General features: G+C 65.2%; 14 protein-coding genes. 7 read left to right on the forward strand and 7 right to left on the reverse strand.

The window, feature by feature from the left end; translation table 11 throughout:
* Positions 1–21 precede the first annotated feature (21 nt).
* The 3 genes from qhpC to peaA all read right to left on the reverse strand — a co-directional run bounded on the left by qhpC (position 22) and on the right by peaA (position 3406).
* Positions 22–345 (reverse strand): quinohemoprotein amine dehydrogenase subunit gamma, encoded by a 324-nt coding sequence (gene qhpC, locus CCOS865_RS23555; RefSeq protein WP_119145372.1) that lies wholly within the window; start codon positions 343–345, stop codon positions 22–24.
* 1 nt (position 346) lies between these two features.
* Positions 347–1777 carry a quinohemoprotein amine dehydrogenase maturation protein gene (gene peaB / locus CCOS865_RS23560; RefSeq protein ID WP_119145374.1) on the reverse strand — a complete coding sequence of 477 codons (1431 nt, stop codon included), beginning with the start codon at positions 1775–1777 and terminating at the stop codon, positions 347–349.
* 63 nt (positions 1778–1840) lie between these two features.
* On the reverse strand, positions 1841–3406 hold the full coding sequence (gene peaA, locus CCOS865_RS23565; protein WP_119145376.1) for a quinohemoprotein amine dehydrogenase subunit alpha: 1566 nt from the start codon (positions 3404–3406) through the stop codon (positions 1841–1843).
* A 414-nt stretch (positions 3407–3820) separates the two neighbouring features.
* Here peaA and CCOS865_RS23570 point away from each other — a divergent pair, with 414 nt between their 5' ends.
* Positions 3821–5314 carry an aldehyde dehydrogenase family protein gene (locus tag CCOS865_RS23570; protein ID WP_119145378.1) on the forward strand — a complete coding sequence of 498 codons (1494 nt, stop codon included), beginning with the start codon at positions 3821–3823 and terminating at the stop codon, positions 5312–5314.
* A gap of 132 nt (positions 5315–5446) precedes the next feature.
* On the opposite strand, the gene qhpG is transcribed toward CCOS865_RS23570, so the two are convergent.
* From qhpG to CCOS865_RS23590, 4 genes are read right to left on the reverse strand one after another with little or no spacing between them, the layout of a single operon-like run.
* Positions 5447–6739 carry a flavin-dependent monooxygenase QhpG gene (qhpG, locus tag CCOS865_RS23575; protein WP_119145380.1) on the reverse strand — a complete coding sequence of 431 codons (1293 nt, stop codon included), beginning with the start codon at positions 6737–6739 and terminating at the stop codon, positions 5447–5449.
* Positions 6732–7409 carry a subtilisin-like serine protease QhpE gene (qhpE, locus tag CCOS865_RS23580; RefSeq protein WP_119145383.1) on the reverse strand — a complete coding sequence of 226 codons (678 nt, stop codon included), beginning with the start codon at positions 7407–7409 and terminating at the stop codon, positions 6732–6734. Before qhpE ends, qhpG begins: the two co-directional genes overlap by 8 nt.
* Entirely contained in the window at positions 7399–9132 is a 1734-nt protein-coding gene (locus CCOS865_RS23585; protein ID WP_119145385.1) for an ABC transporter ATP-binding protein, read from the reverse strand. The genes qhpE and CCOS865_RS23585 overlap by 11 nt, the downstream gene beginning before the upstream one ends.
* A 3-nt stretch (positions 9133–9135) precedes the next feature.
* On the reverse strand, positions 9136–11052 hold the full coding sequence (locus CCOS865_RS23590) for a sigma-54-dependent Fis family transcriptional regulator (protein WP_119145387.1): 1917 nt from the start codon (positions 11050–11052) through the stop codon (positions 9136–9138).
* A gap of 358 nt (positions 11053–11410) precedes the next feature.
* On the opposite strand from CCOS865_RS23590, the gene CCOS865_RS23595 reads away from it, so the two are divergent.
* From CCOS865_RS23595 to CCOS865_RS23620, 6 genes are all read left to right on the forward strand, one after another.
* Positions 11411–12757 carry a hypothetical protein gene (locus CCOS865_RS23595; protein ID WP_119145389.1) on the forward strand — a complete coding sequence of 449 codons (1347 nt, stop codon included), beginning with the start codon at positions 11411–11413 and terminating at the stop codon, positions 12755–12757.
* Between the two features lie 32 nt (positions 12758–12789).
* Positions 12790–15021: an Ig-like domain-containing protein gene (locus tag CCOS865_RS23600; RefSeq protein ID WP_119145391.1), complete on the forward strand. Its 2232-nt coding sequence runs from the start codon at positions 12790–12792 to the stop codon at positions 15019–15021.
* 16 nt (positions 15022–15037) lie between these two features.
* A complete protein-coding gene (locus CCOS865_RS23605; RefSeq protein WP_119145393.1) occupies positions 15038–15511 on the forward strand; it encodes a curlin in 474 nt (157 codons plus the stop codon).
* 16 nt (positions 15512–15527) lie between these two features.
* Complete coding sequence (locus tag CCOS865_RS23610; protein WP_119145395.1) at positions 15528–16970, forward strand: curlin; 1443 nt, start codon at positions 15528–15530, stop codon at positions 16968–16970.
* 130 nt (positions 16971–17100) lie between these two features.
* The gene (gene alkB / locus CCOS865_RS23615; protein WP_119145397.1) at positions 17101–17745 is read left to right on the forward strand and encodes a DNA oxidative demethylase AlkB; all 645 of its coding nucleotides are present in this window, start codon (positions 17101–17103) and stop codon (positions 17743–17745) included.
* 175 nt (positions 17746–17920) lie between these two features.
* Positions 17921–18220, forward strand: a 300-nt coding sequence (locus CCOS865_RS23620) for an IS110 family transposase (protein WP_147406537.1), incomplete at its 3' end; no start/stop codon positions are given.

Below are 18220 nucleotides of genomic sequence, written 5' to 3' on the forward strand. Positions count from 1 at the left end.
TTGTCGTTCTTGTCGGGCCGATCATTTGTCTTTCGGGAACACGGTGCCAAGGTTGCGCCAGTCGTCCTGCGAGTTACTCGCCTGGGCGTTCCAGTCCGGGTAGGTGCTCATCATGTCCGGCACCTGGGCCGGCCACCAGCATGGGTCGGAGCAGCCATACAGGTCAGCTTCCATCGGCTGGCACAGCGAGCTGACCCCGCCAAACGCGTCGACTTCCCACCCAGGGTCGGTAGTGGCAGTACAGCCGGCTACCGCGCTCATGGCCATGACTTCTTCGACGCGGTCCTCGGCGGCAGCCTGTTCAAGGATCCGGGCCTTGTTGTTCAGGGGCTTCAAGTGCTTCATGTCAGTGTGCCTTGCGCGGAGTGATGTAACGGTCGATGAAGGCCGGGTTGGCGGCCATGATGCGGCTGTAGACCTCGATGCCGAAGTCGATCCAGTCACGCATCAGTTCGCAGTAGTGATATGTGGGATGGGTCGGGTCGCCATAGCGCGCATAGCTCTCGTGGTAGCAGCCGCCTGAGCACAGGTTGCGGATCCGGCAGCTTTCGCAGCCGGTGTTGCTGCGGTCCAGGCGCTGCGATAGAAAGTCGTTGAGCTGTGCCTGCTTGACGCCCTGGTGAACGTTGCCGAAGGTCGGCAGGCTGGAGCCAGTGAAGCGGTGGCAGAGGTTCAGTTCACCTTCGTGGTCGACCGCCAGCATCTTCAGCCCAGCGCCGCACGGCAGGGCCTTCTTGTGCCCTTCGTGGATGTCGGTGATCAATTGGTGCAGGTTGGAGAAGCCAATATTTCGGTGCTCCAGCGCCGCCTCCAGGTAGCGCCGGCCCAGCGCCTTCATGTTGGCGAACACCTGTATCAATTCCTCGCCGGTCAGGTTGAAGTCGGACATGTCGCCAGATGTCACCGGGGCAAAGCCGACTTCGGCGAACCCCAGCTCATTGAACAGGTGGTTCCAGATCGTTTCGACGTCGGTGATACCACGCGTCAGAGTCACCCGCGCGCCGACCGGGCGGCTGTTGTAGCGCGATAGCAACATGTCGGCCTTGCGCCGCACCACATCGTAGGTGCCCTGCCCGCCTACCGTAATGCGGTTGCGGTCGTGCACGGTCTTGGGCCCGTCGATGCTCACAGACAAGCCGAAACGATGGGCATTCAACCAATCGACGATTTCCTCCGTGAGCAGCGTGGCATTGGTGGTCATGATGAACTCCACCTGCTTGCCGACCTCGGCGAAACGCCGCTCGCAGTAGGCAACCATGTGCTCGATCAGCGGCCGATTGGACAGCGGCTCCCCGCCGAAGAACACCACGCTGTAGCGGGTTTCGTCCGGTGACTCGGTGAGCAGCATCTCCACCGATGCCTCGGCGGTAGCGGCGCTCATCTTCTTGCCAGCAGAGGGTTTGTCGAGGTCTTCCTTGTAGCAGTAGGTGCAGCTCAGATTGCAGCCGGTGTTGACGTTCAACACCACGGTGTTCAAGGCACTGCGATGGACCTGCTTGACGGCTATTTCGGGGGTCAGCGGCGAGCCGTCGCTGACCACTTCCAAGGCGATCAGCTCACGCAGGGTTTCCTCGATATCCTGCCCGCTGAAGTGCAGGCTCAGGCGCTGCACCAGTTCTTCGGCCGAGCAACCCTCCTGGCGCAGACTGTCGATGATGCCGCCGGTGACCGCATCCGCGGTGAACAGCGAGCTGCTGGGTATGTGAAAGAGCATGCGGTCGGCATCCACCTGCACTTCGTGCAGGTTGCGTTCGACCAGATTCAATTGTGCGCCCATGGCGACCTCCGGTAATCGAGCAGGGTTCCCGCTTGAAAGCGGCTAGCGTGTGGTGGTCGCGCCCTATGGCAAGGGCGGGTTGTTCCAGCGTTGCACTGTGACGATCAGGTGGCCCTCGCCTTGCTGGCCGCCATCCTTGAGCTGGGCGATGACCTTGAGGTTGCCAGCGTTGTTGGTCATCATCTTGCGCTCGGGGTTGGGCCCGGCACCGGCGGGCATGAACACTCCGTCGGCCTGCATGCTGCCGGCGAACTTCACGTCTTCGTCCTCGATGGCACGCTCATTGAATGGCTCGACCTTCCACGTCGCGGGCAGATAGCCGATGCGCAGCGGCTGGCCGCTGGCGTCCTTGCCCCAGGCCTCGGCCTCGAAACGGCCCTGCACCTTGGGCGTCGAACCGCCATTCTCGCCGATCCGGGCAATTGAGAAGGCTGGTACCACTTTGACCTCATCGACCTTGTCGTAGACCGCCAGGGTTAGGCCCCTGTCGCTGCCCAGGGCGACCTCGCGGGTGCCTGGCGCGGCATCCCTGGCGGCGCGCACCTTGACCCGCACCAGGCTTGGGCTGGACTCGAGCACCTCGATTATCTCGATCCCCTCACCCAAGGCGGGCTTACCGCTCAGGCCGCTGCCAACCAGGCTGATCTCGCTTTCGCTACCCGCCTTGATAAACCCAGGCTGCACTGCCAGCAGACGCGCCTTGCCCTCCTTCACCGCAGTGAAATCCAGCCCCCGTTCGTCGTGCTCGGCCTCATACATGCGGCCCTTCATCTCGCCGTCCAGCGCCGCGAATACCTGCCTCAGATTGACCTCGCCGACCTTGACGTTGCCACGCCATTCGTAGCCGTTGTAGAGGATCGCCGAGCCACTCCCGTTGAACGGCGTGCCGTCGGCGTAGATGCCCTTGACCTCGACCCTGAAGGTATCGCTTTCAGCGGCTGTGACGCTCATCACCCCGCGCACATCGCCCTTGGCGAGCATGTGCCCGGCGAAACTCCATTGGCCCGAGAGTGCCTCGGCATTGGGCTTGGCCTGTTCCCAGGCACTCCAGGCGGGGTTGTCGAGCGGGAAGCGCTTGGCCAGATCCGGGACCATCTGCTTGAGGGCGATGTCGAGCCAGTCACGGTCACGCGCCTGCGCCTGGTATTCAAGCGACGGCCATTGGCCGAGGTGAAAGTTGACCAAGTGTTCCCATTCCTGCGCCGGTCGCCGCTGCAAGGCGACCCGGGCACCGGAGTGGCAACGCCCGCACATCCGGCTCAGCCGGTCATCGAAGTGCTCGACGGTATTCAGCCGCCGTTCCATGGCGTAACGCACTCCGTCGGTTTCGCTGGGGGCCAGACCCTGCTTGTCGGCGAGGTACTTGACCAGAGTGCGGCGGTCGTCGTCGCTGATCTGCAGGCCATGCATGACCTGCATGCGCCCAATGCTCATCAGCCAGCCTTCAGGGGTCTTGCGCTGGTGGCTGATGCGGCTGTAACTGTCGTTGCCTTCGGGCAGATGACAGCCCATGCACTTGGTTTGCAACAGGCTCGGGCCTTGCTCGGCCGCAATGGCCTGGGTGCCCAGCAGTGCGGCGGCGACAAGCGCCAGTTTGCCCGCATGCCGCCGGAGTCGAGTCGTCTTCAATGTCAGCCCTCCACGGTGTTGTTCTTATCGTTTTTGCACACTTGGGTAACGCCGGTGCATTTGACAGAGTGAATACAGGAAGCGTGCCAGCCGGCTTAAAAATGTTTTATTTCATAGAGTTAAATACTTGTGACAGGGCTCCTCGGGACGCGGGGAGCGGGTTGGAATGTGCCATATCGCGACGCAGTGTTTCACCTTGAGACAAGCACCCTGGGTCTGACGCTGCAGCCACCTGCGACGATCTGTTTCACCACCGTCTCACGGCGTCTCAATGTGCAACAGCGCAGCGCAGCAAACACCCCTCTTAACCTCAGCAATCGTCAGTTTCTTCAACGGTTTGAGCAGGGTTTGCGACGTTGGCACGGCCATTGCGCTACTGCCCGTCACAGCCCAACGACAAGAGGCAATGCCCCCATGCTTTCCGAACTGCCGATCCTCCCCGCTACCCGCGCCTTCCTCGAACGCAAACTGCAGATGCGCATCGGCGCCGACTGGCAGGACGCCGCCAGCGGGCGGCGCATGAGCTTTCGAAATCCCGCCACCGGCGAAATCCTCGGTGAGGTACCCTGCGCCGACCCGCAGGATGTTGACCGAGCGGTCACCGCTGCGCGCCAGGCCTTCGACGATTCAGCCTGGAGCCGGGTACGGCCCCGCGAGCGCCAGAACCTGCTGTGGCGCCTCGCCGACCTGATGGAACGCGATGGGCAGATCCTCGCCGAGCTGGAATGCCTGAACAACGGCAAGAGCGCGGCCGTTGCACGGGTGATGGACGTGCAATTGGCCATCGACTTCCTGCGCTACATGGCCGGCTGGGCGACCAAGCTGGAAGGCAGCACGGTCGAGCCGTCGATGCCGCTGATGCCCGATGAGCAATTCCACGCCTTCGTGCGCCGGGAAGCTATCGGCGTGGTCGGCGCCATCGTCGCCTGGAACTTCCCCCTGCTGCTGGCCTGCTGGAAGCTCGGACCAGCCCTGGCCAGCGGCTGTACCATGGTGCTCAAGCCCGCCGACGAAACCCCGCTGACCGCCCTAAAGCTCGCCGAACTGGTCGATGAGGCGGGGTATCCAGCCGGGGTGTTCAACGTGATCACCGGCACCGGCCTGAGCGCCGGCGCCGCACTCAGCAGCCACCCCAGCGTGGACAAGCTGACATTCACCGGCTCCACCGAGGTTGGCAAGCTGATCGGCAAAGCGGCGATGGACAACATGACCCGCGTCACCCTTGAGTTGGGTGGCAAGTCGCCGACCATCGTCCTGCCAGACGCCAACCTGCAACAGGCCGCCGCCGGCGCCGCCATGGCGATCTTCTTCAACCAGGGCCAGGTGTGTTGTGCCGGCTCGCGGCTGTACGTGCACCGCAAGCACTTCGACAATGTGGTTGCCGACATCGCCGGGATCGCCAATAGCATGAAGCTGGGTAGCGGCCTCGACCCGGCGGTGCAGATGGGCCCCTTGATTTCTGCCAGGCAGCAGGATCGGGTCACGGGTTACATCGACCTGGGCCGCGAACTCGGTGCAACCATCGCTTGCGGTGGCGATGGCTTCGGCCCGGGCTACTTCGTCAAACCGACGGTGATCGTCGATGTCGACCAGCGGCATCGGCTGGTCCAGGAAGAGATCTTCGGCCCGGTGCTGGTAGCCATGCCGTTCGACGACATCGACGAGGTAGTGGGTATGGCCAACGACAACCCCTATGGCCTGGGGGCGAGTATCTGGTCGAACGATCTGGGCACTGTGCACCGGATGATCCCGCGGATCAAGTCGGGTTCGGTTTGGGTCAATTGCCACAGTGCTCTGGACCCGGCGCTGCCGTTTGGTGGCTACAAGATGTCCGGGGTCGGCCGCGAAATGGGCGCGGCGGCGATCGAACATTACACCGAGCTCAAGTCGGTGATGATCAAGCTTTGAATCGGCCTTGACCCTGCGGGCCTCATTTCGGGGCAAGCCCCACGTAAGCCCCGCCGAGCCCGGAGTTGGTGTTTCCCAGGGACTTCGTGGAAGCGGGCTGGCCCCGAGAATCGACTGCATAGCAGCCAAGGCTCAGCGATAGCCCTGTTTGTCCAACCAATGGCGCAACATCCTCTGGTGTTGCGCAGGCCGAGACGACAACAGCCCGCTCAAACTTGCCCCGGCCTGTAGCTCGGCAACCAAAGGCGCGAGTTCGATGCCGTGCAAATGCCAAACCCCCAACGGCTGATCGGCTGTCACCACCACCTGCGCTTCATCCACCAGGCCATCGCGCAATATCGGCCGTCGCTCGACGCGTACCACGTGCCAGTCCGCCTGCACGTGCATCGGCTGGTGATCCGGCCAATCCTGTCGCCGCGCCCAGAAACCCTGGCCGCCGCGCTGTCGTTCCTGGCGATAGAAGTCTCGCCCCAAGCGCGCAAAACGCAAGAACAGCTGCTCGATCCGCTCCTGATGAAAGCGCCGTGCCAGCTCAGCGCGTTGCGGCTGACGCAGCAAGGTGTTGATCACCACCGGCGCCTGCAACGCCGAGGACAGCGACTGGAAGATGCCATTCCCCGACAATGGGTCAACGGCCATGGCCGCATCGCCCACCCGCAACCAATCAGTGCCTGCACAGGCGCCAGCGAGGATCGCCGTGCTGCTGCGGGCGTGCACCTGCGCAGGCGCCAGCGCCTGCGCATCGAACAGCTCGGTCACCCAGGCTGACTGGCGACGCCTCGCTGCACAGTAGTCGGCGAGTTGCGCCTTCCCCGGCAACCCTGCGGCCGCAGCGTCCAGGGTGATCTGCCAATAGCAGCGGCCGTCCGCCAGGCGCGCCATCCAGGCCCAGCCGTCCTCCAGGCTCTCGACCGCCGAAGCAGGCTCGCCAGGCGCAGACTGCCAGAGGTTGAGCAGGCTGACGGTCTCTGGCCCGCGCAGCCGATCACTCGCCAAGGGCGCTTGACGACCACGCGCCTCGACCAGAAAATCGCCCCGCAGGATCTGACCATTCTCAAGCGTCACCGCATACCCCGGACGTACGGCCCGCACCCGGCCTTCGACCAGCGTCACGCCCGCTTGTAGCAAGTCGTCACGCAAGGCGTGATCAAAACGCTGGCGGTCCAGCAAGAACTCCTGGTTCAGCCGCAGTTGCTCGCCGTTCCAACGAACATACCGAGTCGCCGGGGTCGCGGCCTGCTCAAGCGCGCCACCGAGTCCGGCATGCCGCAGGCCGTCCAGTACACGCTGCGAAACGCCTTCGACCGCCGCGAAACGGCGCCAGTCGGAAACCACCGTCACTGGATACCCAAGGCGACGCAGGCCGATGGCGGTGGCCGCGCCGGCAGGGCCCGCGCCGAGCACCAGAATCTGTGCCTCAGCCATCCTCAGCACCCCGTCGTTCTGGGCCGGCAAACACTGCGTTGCGGCGCACGCTTTCAAGTAGTTGCTGGGGTTTGAGTTGCGGCTCCTCACCCCACATGGAGGCGATACGCCCACTCAGCGCCGCGCACGCCATGCTCGCACCGGCCCGTTGCTGACTGCCCACATACCCACCAAAATCGGCCTGGGCACTGCCCAGCCACGACCACTGACCCGGGGAACAGCGGGCATCGCCGGTAATTCGCACGACGCCGGGGTAGCTGGCAGGGTACACAGCGGCGCCGCGCGCGGGGCTCGACGCGCACAGCAGCACGCCCGCCGCCTGGGCCTCGGCACACGCCTGGCGCAGCACTGGCCGATCCTGCTGCAGGCCCAGGCTCAGGTTGACCACCCTGACGCCCTGCTCGACCAGCCACAGGAGCGCTGCGGCCACCTGCAAGGCGCTGGTACTGCCGTGTGCATGGAAGACCTGGGCCAGCAGCAGCGGCAGCGTGCCGGCCTCGTGCTGCAGGCAAGCGACGACAGCCGTGCCATGGCCGAGCTGGTCGGGCAACAGCGCGCCTTCACGCAACACGCCGTCTTCCAGCCAGAAGCGCCGTGCCGACGTCAGGTTGACTGCCTGCTCGGCCGAACAACCGCTGTCGATCACGCCAATGCGCAGTTCAGCGATCATCGCCGGAGGTCTCCAGGGGCATTACCTGCAGGTGGCCGGCGTGCAGGTGCAAGCGCACGTCGGCGTCGGCCAGGGTCGAGGCACGGTGGCTGATCAGAATGCGCGTGCGCCCGGCGAACAGCTGGTCGATCGCGCTGATCACTTCGCGCTCAGTGGCTTCATCGACCGCCGAGGTTGCCTCGTCGAGTACCAGGATCGCCGGCTGTTGCAGCAACGCTCGAGCAATCGCGATGCGCTGTTTCTGGCCGCCCGAGAGCTGCTGGCCGCGCTCGCCGAGCATGCCATCCAGCCCCATAGGCAGGCTTTGCGCCAAGCTCTCCAAGTGGGTCAGACGCACCACCTGCTGCAACTGGGCGCGGGTCACTGCAGGGGCGCTGTAGGCAAGGTTCTGTGCCAGTGTGCCGCGAAACAGGACGATGTCCTGGCTGACCACGGCGATGCGCCGACGCAAGGCAGCGAGGTCGAGCTCACGCAGGTCGACACCGTCCAGCAGGATGCGCCCTGTGTCAGGGTCGTAGAAGCGTTGCAGGAGGTCGATCAGAGTCGATTTACCCACCCCGGATGCACCGCTGATAGCCACTTTGCGGCCCCCGGGGATCACCACGTCGACCTCACGAAGCACCGCGCCCTGTCGCCCTGAGTAAGTAAAGCCGACCGATTCCAGGCGCAATTCCCCTGGCCCCTCCGGCATCGCCGTGGGCGCCTCGGCCTCACGTACCGCCAACGGCTCCCGCCTCAACTCCATGACCCGCACCAGGCTGACCGCCATGCGCTGAATAGCCACATACAACCCAAGCAGGCTCTGCACCGGCCCGACGGCCATACCCATGTAGGTGGAAAACGCGATCAGCGCGCCGAGCTGCCAGGTCCCCTGGATCACCCACCAACCACCGACCAGGAAGGCACAGGCACGGCACCATGAAGTCAGCGTGCCGGGAATGGCCTGGGTAAAGAACTCCGTCACCTGCACCTTCAGCAACTGGCGCATGTAGCCCTGGCCCAACTGGTCCAGGCGGTTGGCCTCACGCGCCTGCTGGCCGGCCGCCTGGATGAACTTCATCGCCGGCAGGGTTTCGACGAGGAACGACGACACATCGGCCGAGCGCTCGCGTAGGCCGCGCACCTCACGCTCGACCTTGCGCCGCATCCAGCGCAGCCACAGCACCTCGATGGGGATCAGCAGCGCCAGCAGCAGTGACAGTTGCCATGACAGCATCAGCATCAGGGTCACCGCGCCGATCAGACCAATCACGCTGGACACCGCCGAAAACAGCGAGTCGACGGCAAAGCGCTGGATTTCGGCAACGTCACCGTCCAGCCGCGAAAGTATATCGCCCGTTCGCCGGCGCCCGTAGAAGGTCGGCGACAACTGCTGCAGATGGCGGTACAGGTCATCGCGCAGGGCAAACAGGATGCGCCCCGACAGCTGCGTGTGCAGGTACCGATTGACCCCCGCCAGCACGGTGCCCAGCAAGCCCGCGGCGATCATGATCACCGCCATGTGCCACAAGGTCTGGTAATCACGCGCCAGCAGGCCTTGGTCGATCAGCGTCTTGACTAGCCATGGCTGGGCCAACGCCAGCAACGATGCGCCCAGTGACAGCCCGAGCAGCACGGCGATCGCCTTGCGTTGCGGACGCACAAAGCTGTACAGCCAGGCCAATGCCTGGCGCATGAGCTGCGGGTCTGCGCTGTCGATCAGTTTGAGAAATAACCCGCCCATGCCTCAACCGCGCAGCTGTTTGAGTTTGCGGTAGAGCGTCGCCCTGCTGATGCCCAGGGCTTCGGCTGCGGCCGAGACATTGCCCTGGTGCCGGGCCAGAGCACCGCGTATCAGCTCGAGCTCGCTCTCCCGCAGGCTGCCGGAAGGCGCCGTGGCACCGGCCAGCTCATCCAGCAAACAATCGGTCAGGTGCTCCAGGCCGAGCACCTGTTGCCCCTCTTCGCGCATGGCCAAGGCGGTCCGCAGGACCATCTCCAACTGGCGGATATTACCCGGCCAGTCGAATTCATTGAACAGCGTGCTGAGCGCCGGCGCGAGGCTCACGCCGCTCGCGCCACACTTGCCCAGCAGACCTTCGATGATACCCGCCAGGTCGTCTCGCTCGCGCAGCGCCGGCAAGCGCAGCGACACGCCGTTGACCCGGTAGTAGAGGTCTTGGCGAAAATGCTGTGCGGCAACCAGTAGCTTGAGGTCACGGTGCGTGGCGCAAATCAGTGCGACATCGATGTCCTGCTCCTCGCCCGCGCCCAGCGGCGCCACTCGGCGCTCCTGCAGCACACGCAACAGACGCGCTTGCAGGGCCAGCGGCATGTCGCCGATCTCGTCGAGGAACAACGTGCCGCCCTGGGCCTGCATCAACCGCCCGACCATACCGCCACGGCGCGAGCCAGTGAACGCGCCGTCCCGGTAACCGAACAATTCGGACTCGATCAAGCCCTCGGGGATCGCCGCGCAGTTGACCGCGACGAAGGGTTTGTCTGCCCGCGGGCTGGCCTGGTGCAAGGCGCGCGCGGCGACTTCCTTCCCGGTACCGGTCTCGCCCAGCAGCAGCACCGGCAAGCCATTGGCCAATCCTTGGCGGGCCATTCGCAGATTACGCTCCAGACGCGGATCACCACCGGCCAGGCTGTCGAGCGCCAATGCCGGTGCCGAAGCGCCTGGTTTTGCCGCTGTTGTAGCCGCGCCTTGCAGGTTGCCGTGCCGTGGCAGTTGCAAAGCGCGGAAAAACAGCTCGCCCTTGGCCGTCTGCACACTGCTCACGCCTTGCTGCCACAGCCGTGCGATGAACCCAGCGGAACGCTCGCCAAGCAGGTCGCTGCAGCGCCGCCCCAGCAACGCCGGGCGTGCGACCTGTAATAGCTGACAGGCATTGTCGTTGGCGGCCAGTACTTCGCCATCCAGGCTCAGTGCGAGCAGCCCCTGCCAAGCACTGGTGAGGTACTGCGGACGGCTGTGGAAGGCGAGCACCAGGTGTTCGGGATGGCACAGGCCAAACAGCCGGCTTTCGATATTGGCGGCAGCGAGCATCAGCGCCGTCAGGCTGTCCTGCGGCTGGCTGAGGACTCCTTCGCGAGTTACGTCCAACACCCCGATTACCGCGCCGCACGGGTCGCGCAGTGGCACCGAGGTGCAGGAGAACGGGCTCAGCCGATCGAGGTAGTGTTCGCCGCAGTTGATCAGCGTGGGGCGACCTTCGACCACTGCGGTGCCGATGGCATTGGTACCGCGCAGGGCCTCGCTCCAGCAACTTCCGGGGTGCAGGTCACGCAGGCCCTCGCGGTTGAGCACGTGCTTCTGGCCTTCGATCGCCAGTACGTTGGCCTGGGCATCACCGAGGATGACGATGCCGTGTGGGCCTTGGCGGTCGATCAGGTAATCAAGCTCGGGGGTGGCGGCGTCAATCAGCAGCCGGTTGTGTTCCAGCAACGCTCGCAGGTCGAAACGTTGCGCAATGCCCAAGCCAACTTGTTCGCCCTGCAGGCAGTCCAGCCCATGGCCCAGGCTACGGCGCCAGGACGCGTCGATTTCGTCGCGGAGCATCCCCGTAGGCAGTTCGCCTTCGCTGGCCAGTTTGAGGCGGGCCTGGCGGGATTCGTGTAGCGGGTCTTGGGCGTTTGTTATGGGTATTTGTCGCGCCATTCTCTACTCCAGCGATGCCCGGGACAGGCAGGGCAACGGACCACGGAATTTGTTGCAGTGTGCGTCAGAAATGTTCGGGCGTCATCCTTACAGAGGCATGTCCCGTGCTTTTATAGCGCGAACTCCAGCGTGCGGAACTGACCGGTCCCGGGCCAGCCACGCACCATCGGGGTTTTCCCATTTCCCCAACACTGGGGACCATAGCCCACCCATAAACGCCCCCGCCGCCCCCCTGCCCCCCCCCCAAACCCAAGCCCCACAAGCCCTGCAGCCCCCTATCAAAAACCTGGCACGGGTGTTGCCGATACCCCTTCAAACGCCCCAACCCCTTGGGCCCGTTTGCAGGAGGGATTGACTCATGCACCGACCGACACCCCACCCGCTGGCTGTGGCGATCCTCGCCGGCATGCTCCAGCTTCCGGCCCAGGCTGCACTCTACGCAGTGGACCCCGGCCCCTACCAACCCGAAACCGGCGGGTTCGCCGCCTGGTACCAGGACAGCCATGGCCGCACCCTCGACCTGTGCCTGTCCAAGGCGGTCAGCTCGCGGGTCGCCGGCGCACCCGGCGCACCGTCCTACATGTGCACGCTGCTGCCGGCACCCGGCGTGTTCGATGACACCCAGCCGCTGGTGTTTCCGACCAACTTCCCCGACGAGACCTTCTGGTTTACCGCCGACGCCGCCATCGTCGATGCCGCGCGCGGTATCGACCTGAGCTTCGGCACTGCCATCGAAGCCGCCTTCAGCGCCGAAGAACCGGCCGAAGGCGACCAGGTCAGCTTTGCCCGGGTGCGGATCCGCGTCGATGTGCCGGTCGCCGGCACCTACGTGGTCACCCACCCCTACGGCGTCGACGTGTTCGACGTGCCAGCCGCCGGCCGGCGCGCGATCAACATGACCCGCGACATCGGCATCGCCGCACCCGGCACCTTCACGGGCGCGCTGAGGGGCGACGTCGGGCCGTTCCTGCGTAGCGTCAACGGCCCGTACACCGAGATCAACCCGGTCACGGCCGCCAGCGAACGCTACATCGGCGACCCCAACCTCGAAGAGGCCGTCACCGGCAGCCCGTTCAACACCAACTTCGTGCGCATCGAAGGGCCCAACGGCATCGACCTGCGCACCGAACTGTTCTCCATCTCCGGCAAGCTCTCCACCGTCGAGCGCCCTACTCCGCTGATCCCGCTGCGCAGCACCTACTCGCGGCGCACCGACAACGGCGACCTGCGCGCCCAGCAGGACGTGTTCGTCATGGCCCCGCCGCCACCGGCCACCGTCACCCTCACCAGCCAGAGCCCCGCGCTGGCCCTGACCGAGGCCAACGGCACCGGCAGCTGGTATGCCCAATCGGCGCTCGACCCCAGCCTGCCCAACAGCCTGGTGGTCAACGCCAACAATACCGCGGCGATCGCCAGCAGCACCCCGACCAACGCCAACCTGCCACTGACCGACCTGGTCACCATCAGCCGCGCCGAGTACAGCCTGGCCAGCGGCCAGCTGACCCTGGTCGCCAGTACCAGCGACGAGACTTCGCCGCCCAGCCTCAGCGCCAGCACCGGCAACGGTGCACTGATCGGCACGCTGGCCGGTAACGGCGCCGTCAAGACCCTGAACACCGGGCTCTCGCCGATCCCGCCGGCGTCGGTCACGGTGACCAGCGCACACGGCGGCAGCGACAGCGAAGACGTGGTGCTGGTGCCATGAACAGACAACGGCCGTACCTCCAAGGAGGCATCATGAACACTTGGTCACGCCGCGCGCTGTACGCCGCCGGACTTTCCTTCACCCTCAGCGGCGTGGCCTGGGCCGCGCTTTCCGAAGTCGACCCCGGTCCTTACACCCTGGCCACCGGGCGCTACCCGATGTGGTACAAGGACAGCACCGACCTGGCCCTGGAATTGTGCCAGTCGCGGGCTACCAGCTCGCGCGTGCCCGGTACCCCGGCGGCGCCCAACTACATGTGTACGTTGCTGCCCGAGCCCGGCATCTACGACGACGCCTTGCCGCTGGTGTTCCCGGATAACTGGCCGCCAGAGATGTTCTGGTTCCTGGCCGAGGCGACCATCCCGGCAGTGGGCAACAGCGGCTACGAGCTGGACGCCTATGTCGCCGGCCTGGAAGCCGCGTTCGCCGCGGAAAACCCGGTAGACGGCGACCAGCAGAGCTTTGCCCGGATCCGCATGCGCATCTCGGTACCGACCGCTGGCACCTACACCATCACCCACCCGTACGGGGTCGAAACGGTCAACGTCACCACCCCCGGACGGCGCGCTATCAACATCACCCGCGACGTCGGCATCGGCGCCCCTGGGGTGTTCAACGGTGCACTCAACGGCGCGCTCGGGCCGTTCCTGCGCAGCGCCACCGGGCCGTATGTCGAAATCAACCCCGACACCGGCGCCAGCGAGACCTTCATTGGCGACCCGAACCGGGTCGAGGCGATCACCGGCAGCCCGTTCAATACTAACTTCATCCGCATCCAGGGCCCCCCCGGGACTATCCAGACCAACCTGTTCACGGTGTCGGGCAAGGTGCTCGATGCACGCGAACAAACCCCGGCCGAGCTGCAGCGCGCGACGTACCAGCGCAACGGCTCGGGGACCCGGGTCGAGGTCTTCGCCAAGGCCCCGAACAGCGCCAGCCTGTGCCTGCGCAATGGCCTGGCGCTGGTCGGCTCACCGCCCTCGCCCTGCCAGTTCAGCATGCTCGCAGACAACAGCGGGCTGTTCTTCAGCCAGCAACTGAGCCAGGCTGCGCCGCCACCGGTGGTGGTGGTCACCGCCAGCAGTGCGACCGGCAGTACTCGGCCGACCGCCCTGTCGAGCAAGCTCATGGACGTGGTCAAGGTGCGCACTGCGCGCTACGACTGGGCCAACAAGCGCCTGCTGATCGAGGCCAGTTCCAGCGACGAAGTGCAGGTCCCGGACATGGTCGCCCAGGGCTACGGCCGCTTGTCCAAGTCGGGCACGCTGCAAAGCCTGACGGTCAACGACCTGACCCAGCCACCGGCAACGGTGACGGTCAAGTCGGCCCACGGCGGCAGCGATGTCGAGCCGGTGGTGGTGGTCGGCAGCGCGCCGGTCGAAGCCGCCAACCAGCCGCCCCTGGCCCAGGCCGACAGCGGCAGCACCAGCGTCGGCGTACCGCTGACCGTGAGCCTGCTGGCCAACGACAGTGACCCGGACGGCCACGTACCGCTGGCCATCACCGACCTCACCCAACCAGGCACCGGCCTCGGCGCCGTAGTGCTCAACGGCAGTACCGCCATCACCTACACCCCACCGCCCGGCGCCGCCTCGCCGCTGGTGGCCAGCTTCAGCTACCGCGCCCAGGACAGCAAAGGGCTGAAATCGACTCCGGCCACAGTGACCATCAACGTCGCACCCAACCAGCCACCGGCGGCGGTCGCGGAGACCGTCACCACCCTGGGCGTGCCGCTGACCATCAATGTGCTGGCCAACGACACCGATGCCGAAGCCAACGTGCCGCTGACCGTCGCCAGCGTCAGCCAGCCCGCCGCGGGCCGGGGCAGCGTGACAACCGATGGCAGTACGGTCACCTACACCCCACCCGCAACGGTCACCACGGCCTTCACCACGACCTTCACCTACGTGGTGCGTGACTCGATCGGGGCGCTCTCGGCCCCCGCCACGGTTACCGTGCAGGTCTCGCCACGGCCGGCAGCGGAGAACTTCGCGGTCACCGCAGCCACCGTCGCGGCGCGCTCCAACAACCGCTTCAACTGGGATATCAGCGGCACCTCGTCGGTGACCACCGGTAACACCATCACCGTGCAGGTGACCACCACCAGCGGCCTGGTGACCCTGGGCAGCACCACGGTACCGGTGACCGGACGCTGGCGCCTGACGGTCAGCAACAGCACCACGCTGATCCCGACGACCAACCCGACGGCGACCATCCGCAGTAGCCAGGGCACCACCCGCACCGTACCGGTAGTGGTCCAGTAGACCCAGGGAGAACGCCATGAACCGCCTGTACCCATTGCTGCTTTGCCTGGCCCTCGGTGGCCCGGCCGCCTGGGCCGATGACCTGCTGGACAACGCCGACCTCGCGGCCGGCAATGACCTCGGCGAGCCCCTGGTGATCCGCCTGCTGCCGGTAGGTGCCGGCCAGGTGGCCGTGATCGAGCAGCAAGGGACCGGCAACCGCGCCACCCTCGACCAGCACGGTCAGGCCCTGTTGGGCCAGATCGTCCAGGCCGGGGGAGCCCAGGAGGCGTTCATCCTGCAGCAAGGCAGCGACCTGACGGCCTTGATCAGCCAGCAGGGCAACGGCAACAGCGCGTCGATCCGCCAGAGCGGCAGCGGCAACAACGCTTCCATCGAGCAGATCGGCAACGCCAACAGCGCGACCATCGAGCAGGCCGGCACGGGGCTCAACAGCGCCGTGACCCAGGCCGGCAATGGCCAGCACGTGCAGATTACCCAATATCGATAGACCTGGAGGCACCACCATGTTCAAGCTCGCACCTCTCAGCGCCGCGATTGTCCTGGCCCTGGCCGGCCAGGTCATGGCCGAGGACAGTACCTCGACCCAGAACCAGCAGGGCAACCAGAACATCGCCGAAGTCTCGCAGAAGGCCGCGCCCTTCGCCTCGGCCACGCAGAACCAGACCGGTACCGGTCACAACCACATGGCCGTGCAAGAAGGCAGCACCAGCCATGTCCAGCAGAGCGCCACCGGCTCCTACAACGCAGGCTACGGCGAGCAGTTGTTCGAACAGGGCAGCCAGATCACCCAGCAGGCCGGCGGCAGCCTCAACGACAGCCTCGCCAGCCAGTCACTGGGCGAAGGCAACCAGTCGCTGCAGATCCAGCAGGGCACGGCCAACAAGTCGATCGTGTTCCAGGACGGCCAGCTCGGCAGCCGGGCGACCACCCAGCAGCGCGGCCAACGCAACGAAGCCGTGGCGGAGCAACTGGGCGGCAGCAACAACAGCGCCCTGATCGACCAGGACGGCAGTGACAACTTCGCCGCCGCCGAGCATCTCAACTACCTCGACGGCAACGTCCAGATCTACCAGGAAGGCAAGCAGAACTGGGCCTACGGCGACCAGCGCGATGGCATCGGCGGCAGCGTCAACATCAACCAGCACGGCACCGGCAACTCGATGGAAGTCTGGCAGGACAGCCAGACCGACAGCCAGGCCAACGTCTACCAGAGCGGCCAGCTCAACGAAGGCTACATCGACCAGAGCTTTGGCCAGGCCAACAGCGCCAGCCTCAGCCAGACGGGCAAGAGCAACGCCAGTTGGTCCGATCAGTTCGAGACCAACCAGTCGGTGACCAACATCTCGCAGAACGGCAACAACAACCTGCACTACACCTACCAGACCGGTGACAACCACAGCCTGACCATCACCACGACCGGCAATGGCAACAAGATCATGGCCAGCAACTGGAAAGGCGAGAAGTTCGGTGGCCAGTTCGGCACCGGCCAACGCGCCGAGGTCAACCAGAACGGTTCGCTGAACAGCGTCAACCTCAAGCAGGACGGTGCCGACCAGCTTGCCAGGCTGAACCAGAAAGGCACGGGCAACCAGATGCAGACCACCCAGATCGACAGCAACAACGAGCTGTACTTCGAGCAGAACGGCAGCGACAACGTGCTGGTCGCCGACCAGCGCGGCACCGACAACTACGCCACTGGCCTGTCGGCCGGCAGTGGCAACAGCATTACCCTGACGCAAACCGGCTCCAGCAACGAGAGCTACACCAATCAGGTCTACGGCAGCGGTAACGAGGCCACCATCAAGCAGGCCGACAGCTTCAACGTCGCCTACGTGACCCAGGGTGGCAATGCCAACCAGGCCTTCGTCGACCAGAGCGGCGCCAACCAGAGCGCGACCATCAACCAGTTCGGCAACGCCAACATGGCGACCGTCAACCAGCAGTAAACCTTCCCCCCTTGGACCGTGGCGCTCACTCCCTGGCGCCGCGGTTTTTTTTTGTGCTGGCTGCTATCGCGGGGCAAGCGCAGGCAACAGGGGTACAATCCTCGTCAGACCTCCACCCCGACACACCGCCATGATCCAGTCCGACCTCGACCTGTTCGGTTCCCAGCCGCAACGCCTGGCCAGCCACACGGTGCTGCTGCCCGGCTTCGCCCTGGGCGAGGTGGAAGCGCTGCTCGACGCCCTGCGTCCGGTGCTGCGCGCCGCGCCGTTCCGGCACATGCACACCCCGGGCGGCTTGCGCATGGCGGTGGCGCTGACCAACTGTGGCCGCCTCGGCTGGGTGAGTGACGCGCGCGGTTACCGCTACAGCCCCACCGACCCGGTCAGCGGCCAACCTTGGCCCGCCCTGCCCCCGGTGCTGCTCGAGCTCGCCGGCAAGGCTGCCAGGGCGGCCGGGTTCGACGACTTCGTGCCGGATGCGTGCCTGGTCAACCACTACCTGCCGGGGACCCGCCTGAGCCTGCACCAGGACCGTGACGAGCACGACTTCGGGCAGCCGATCGTCTCGGTTTCGCTGGGGTTGCCGGCGGTGTTTCTACTGGGCGGGCAGCAACGCTCGGACCGCACTCAGCGGGTTCCCTTGAGCCATGGCGATGTGTTGGTGTGGGGTGGCGAGGACCGGCTGCGGTTTCATGGGGTGTTGCCGATCAAGCCGGGGGTGCACCCGAGGATGGGCGAGAGGCGGATCAATCTGACCTTGCGCAAGGCGGGCTGAACGTCGTCAAGGCTGCTGGTGCTGGTGCGTTTCGATTGTCGGGCTTATCCGTTCGATGTGGTGCGGCTACCGGCCCCTTCCGCCTTTACGGCGGGTCACTTAATGAGATGGTCACCCCGGCACTCTGCGCAGGCTAGGCTTGCGCAGGGTGTTTTTATCTCCGGAGATCATCACCATGAGCGAAGTGGCATTAGTCGGCATCGACATCGGCAAGCACACCTTCCACCTGCATGCTCAGGATAGGTCCGGCCGGGAAGTGCTACGCAAGAAGTGCTCACGACAGCAATTAATGCGCTTTTTCTCCAACCATCCGGTATGCACCGTGGTGATGGAAGCCTGCGCTGGAGCGCATTACCTGGCGCGTGAACTGAAAGCTGCGGGGCACGATGCCAAGCTGATTTCCCCTCAGTTCGTGCGACCTTTCGTCAAAAGTAACAAGAACGATTTTGTCGACGCTCAAGCGTTCTTGGAAACC

The sequence above is a fragment of the Pseudomonas reidholzensis genome (genome assembly GCF_900536025.1).
GTDB lineage: Bacteria > Pseudomonadota > Gammaproteobacteria > Pseudomonadales > Pseudomonadaceae > Aquipseudomonas > Aquipseudomonas reidholzensis.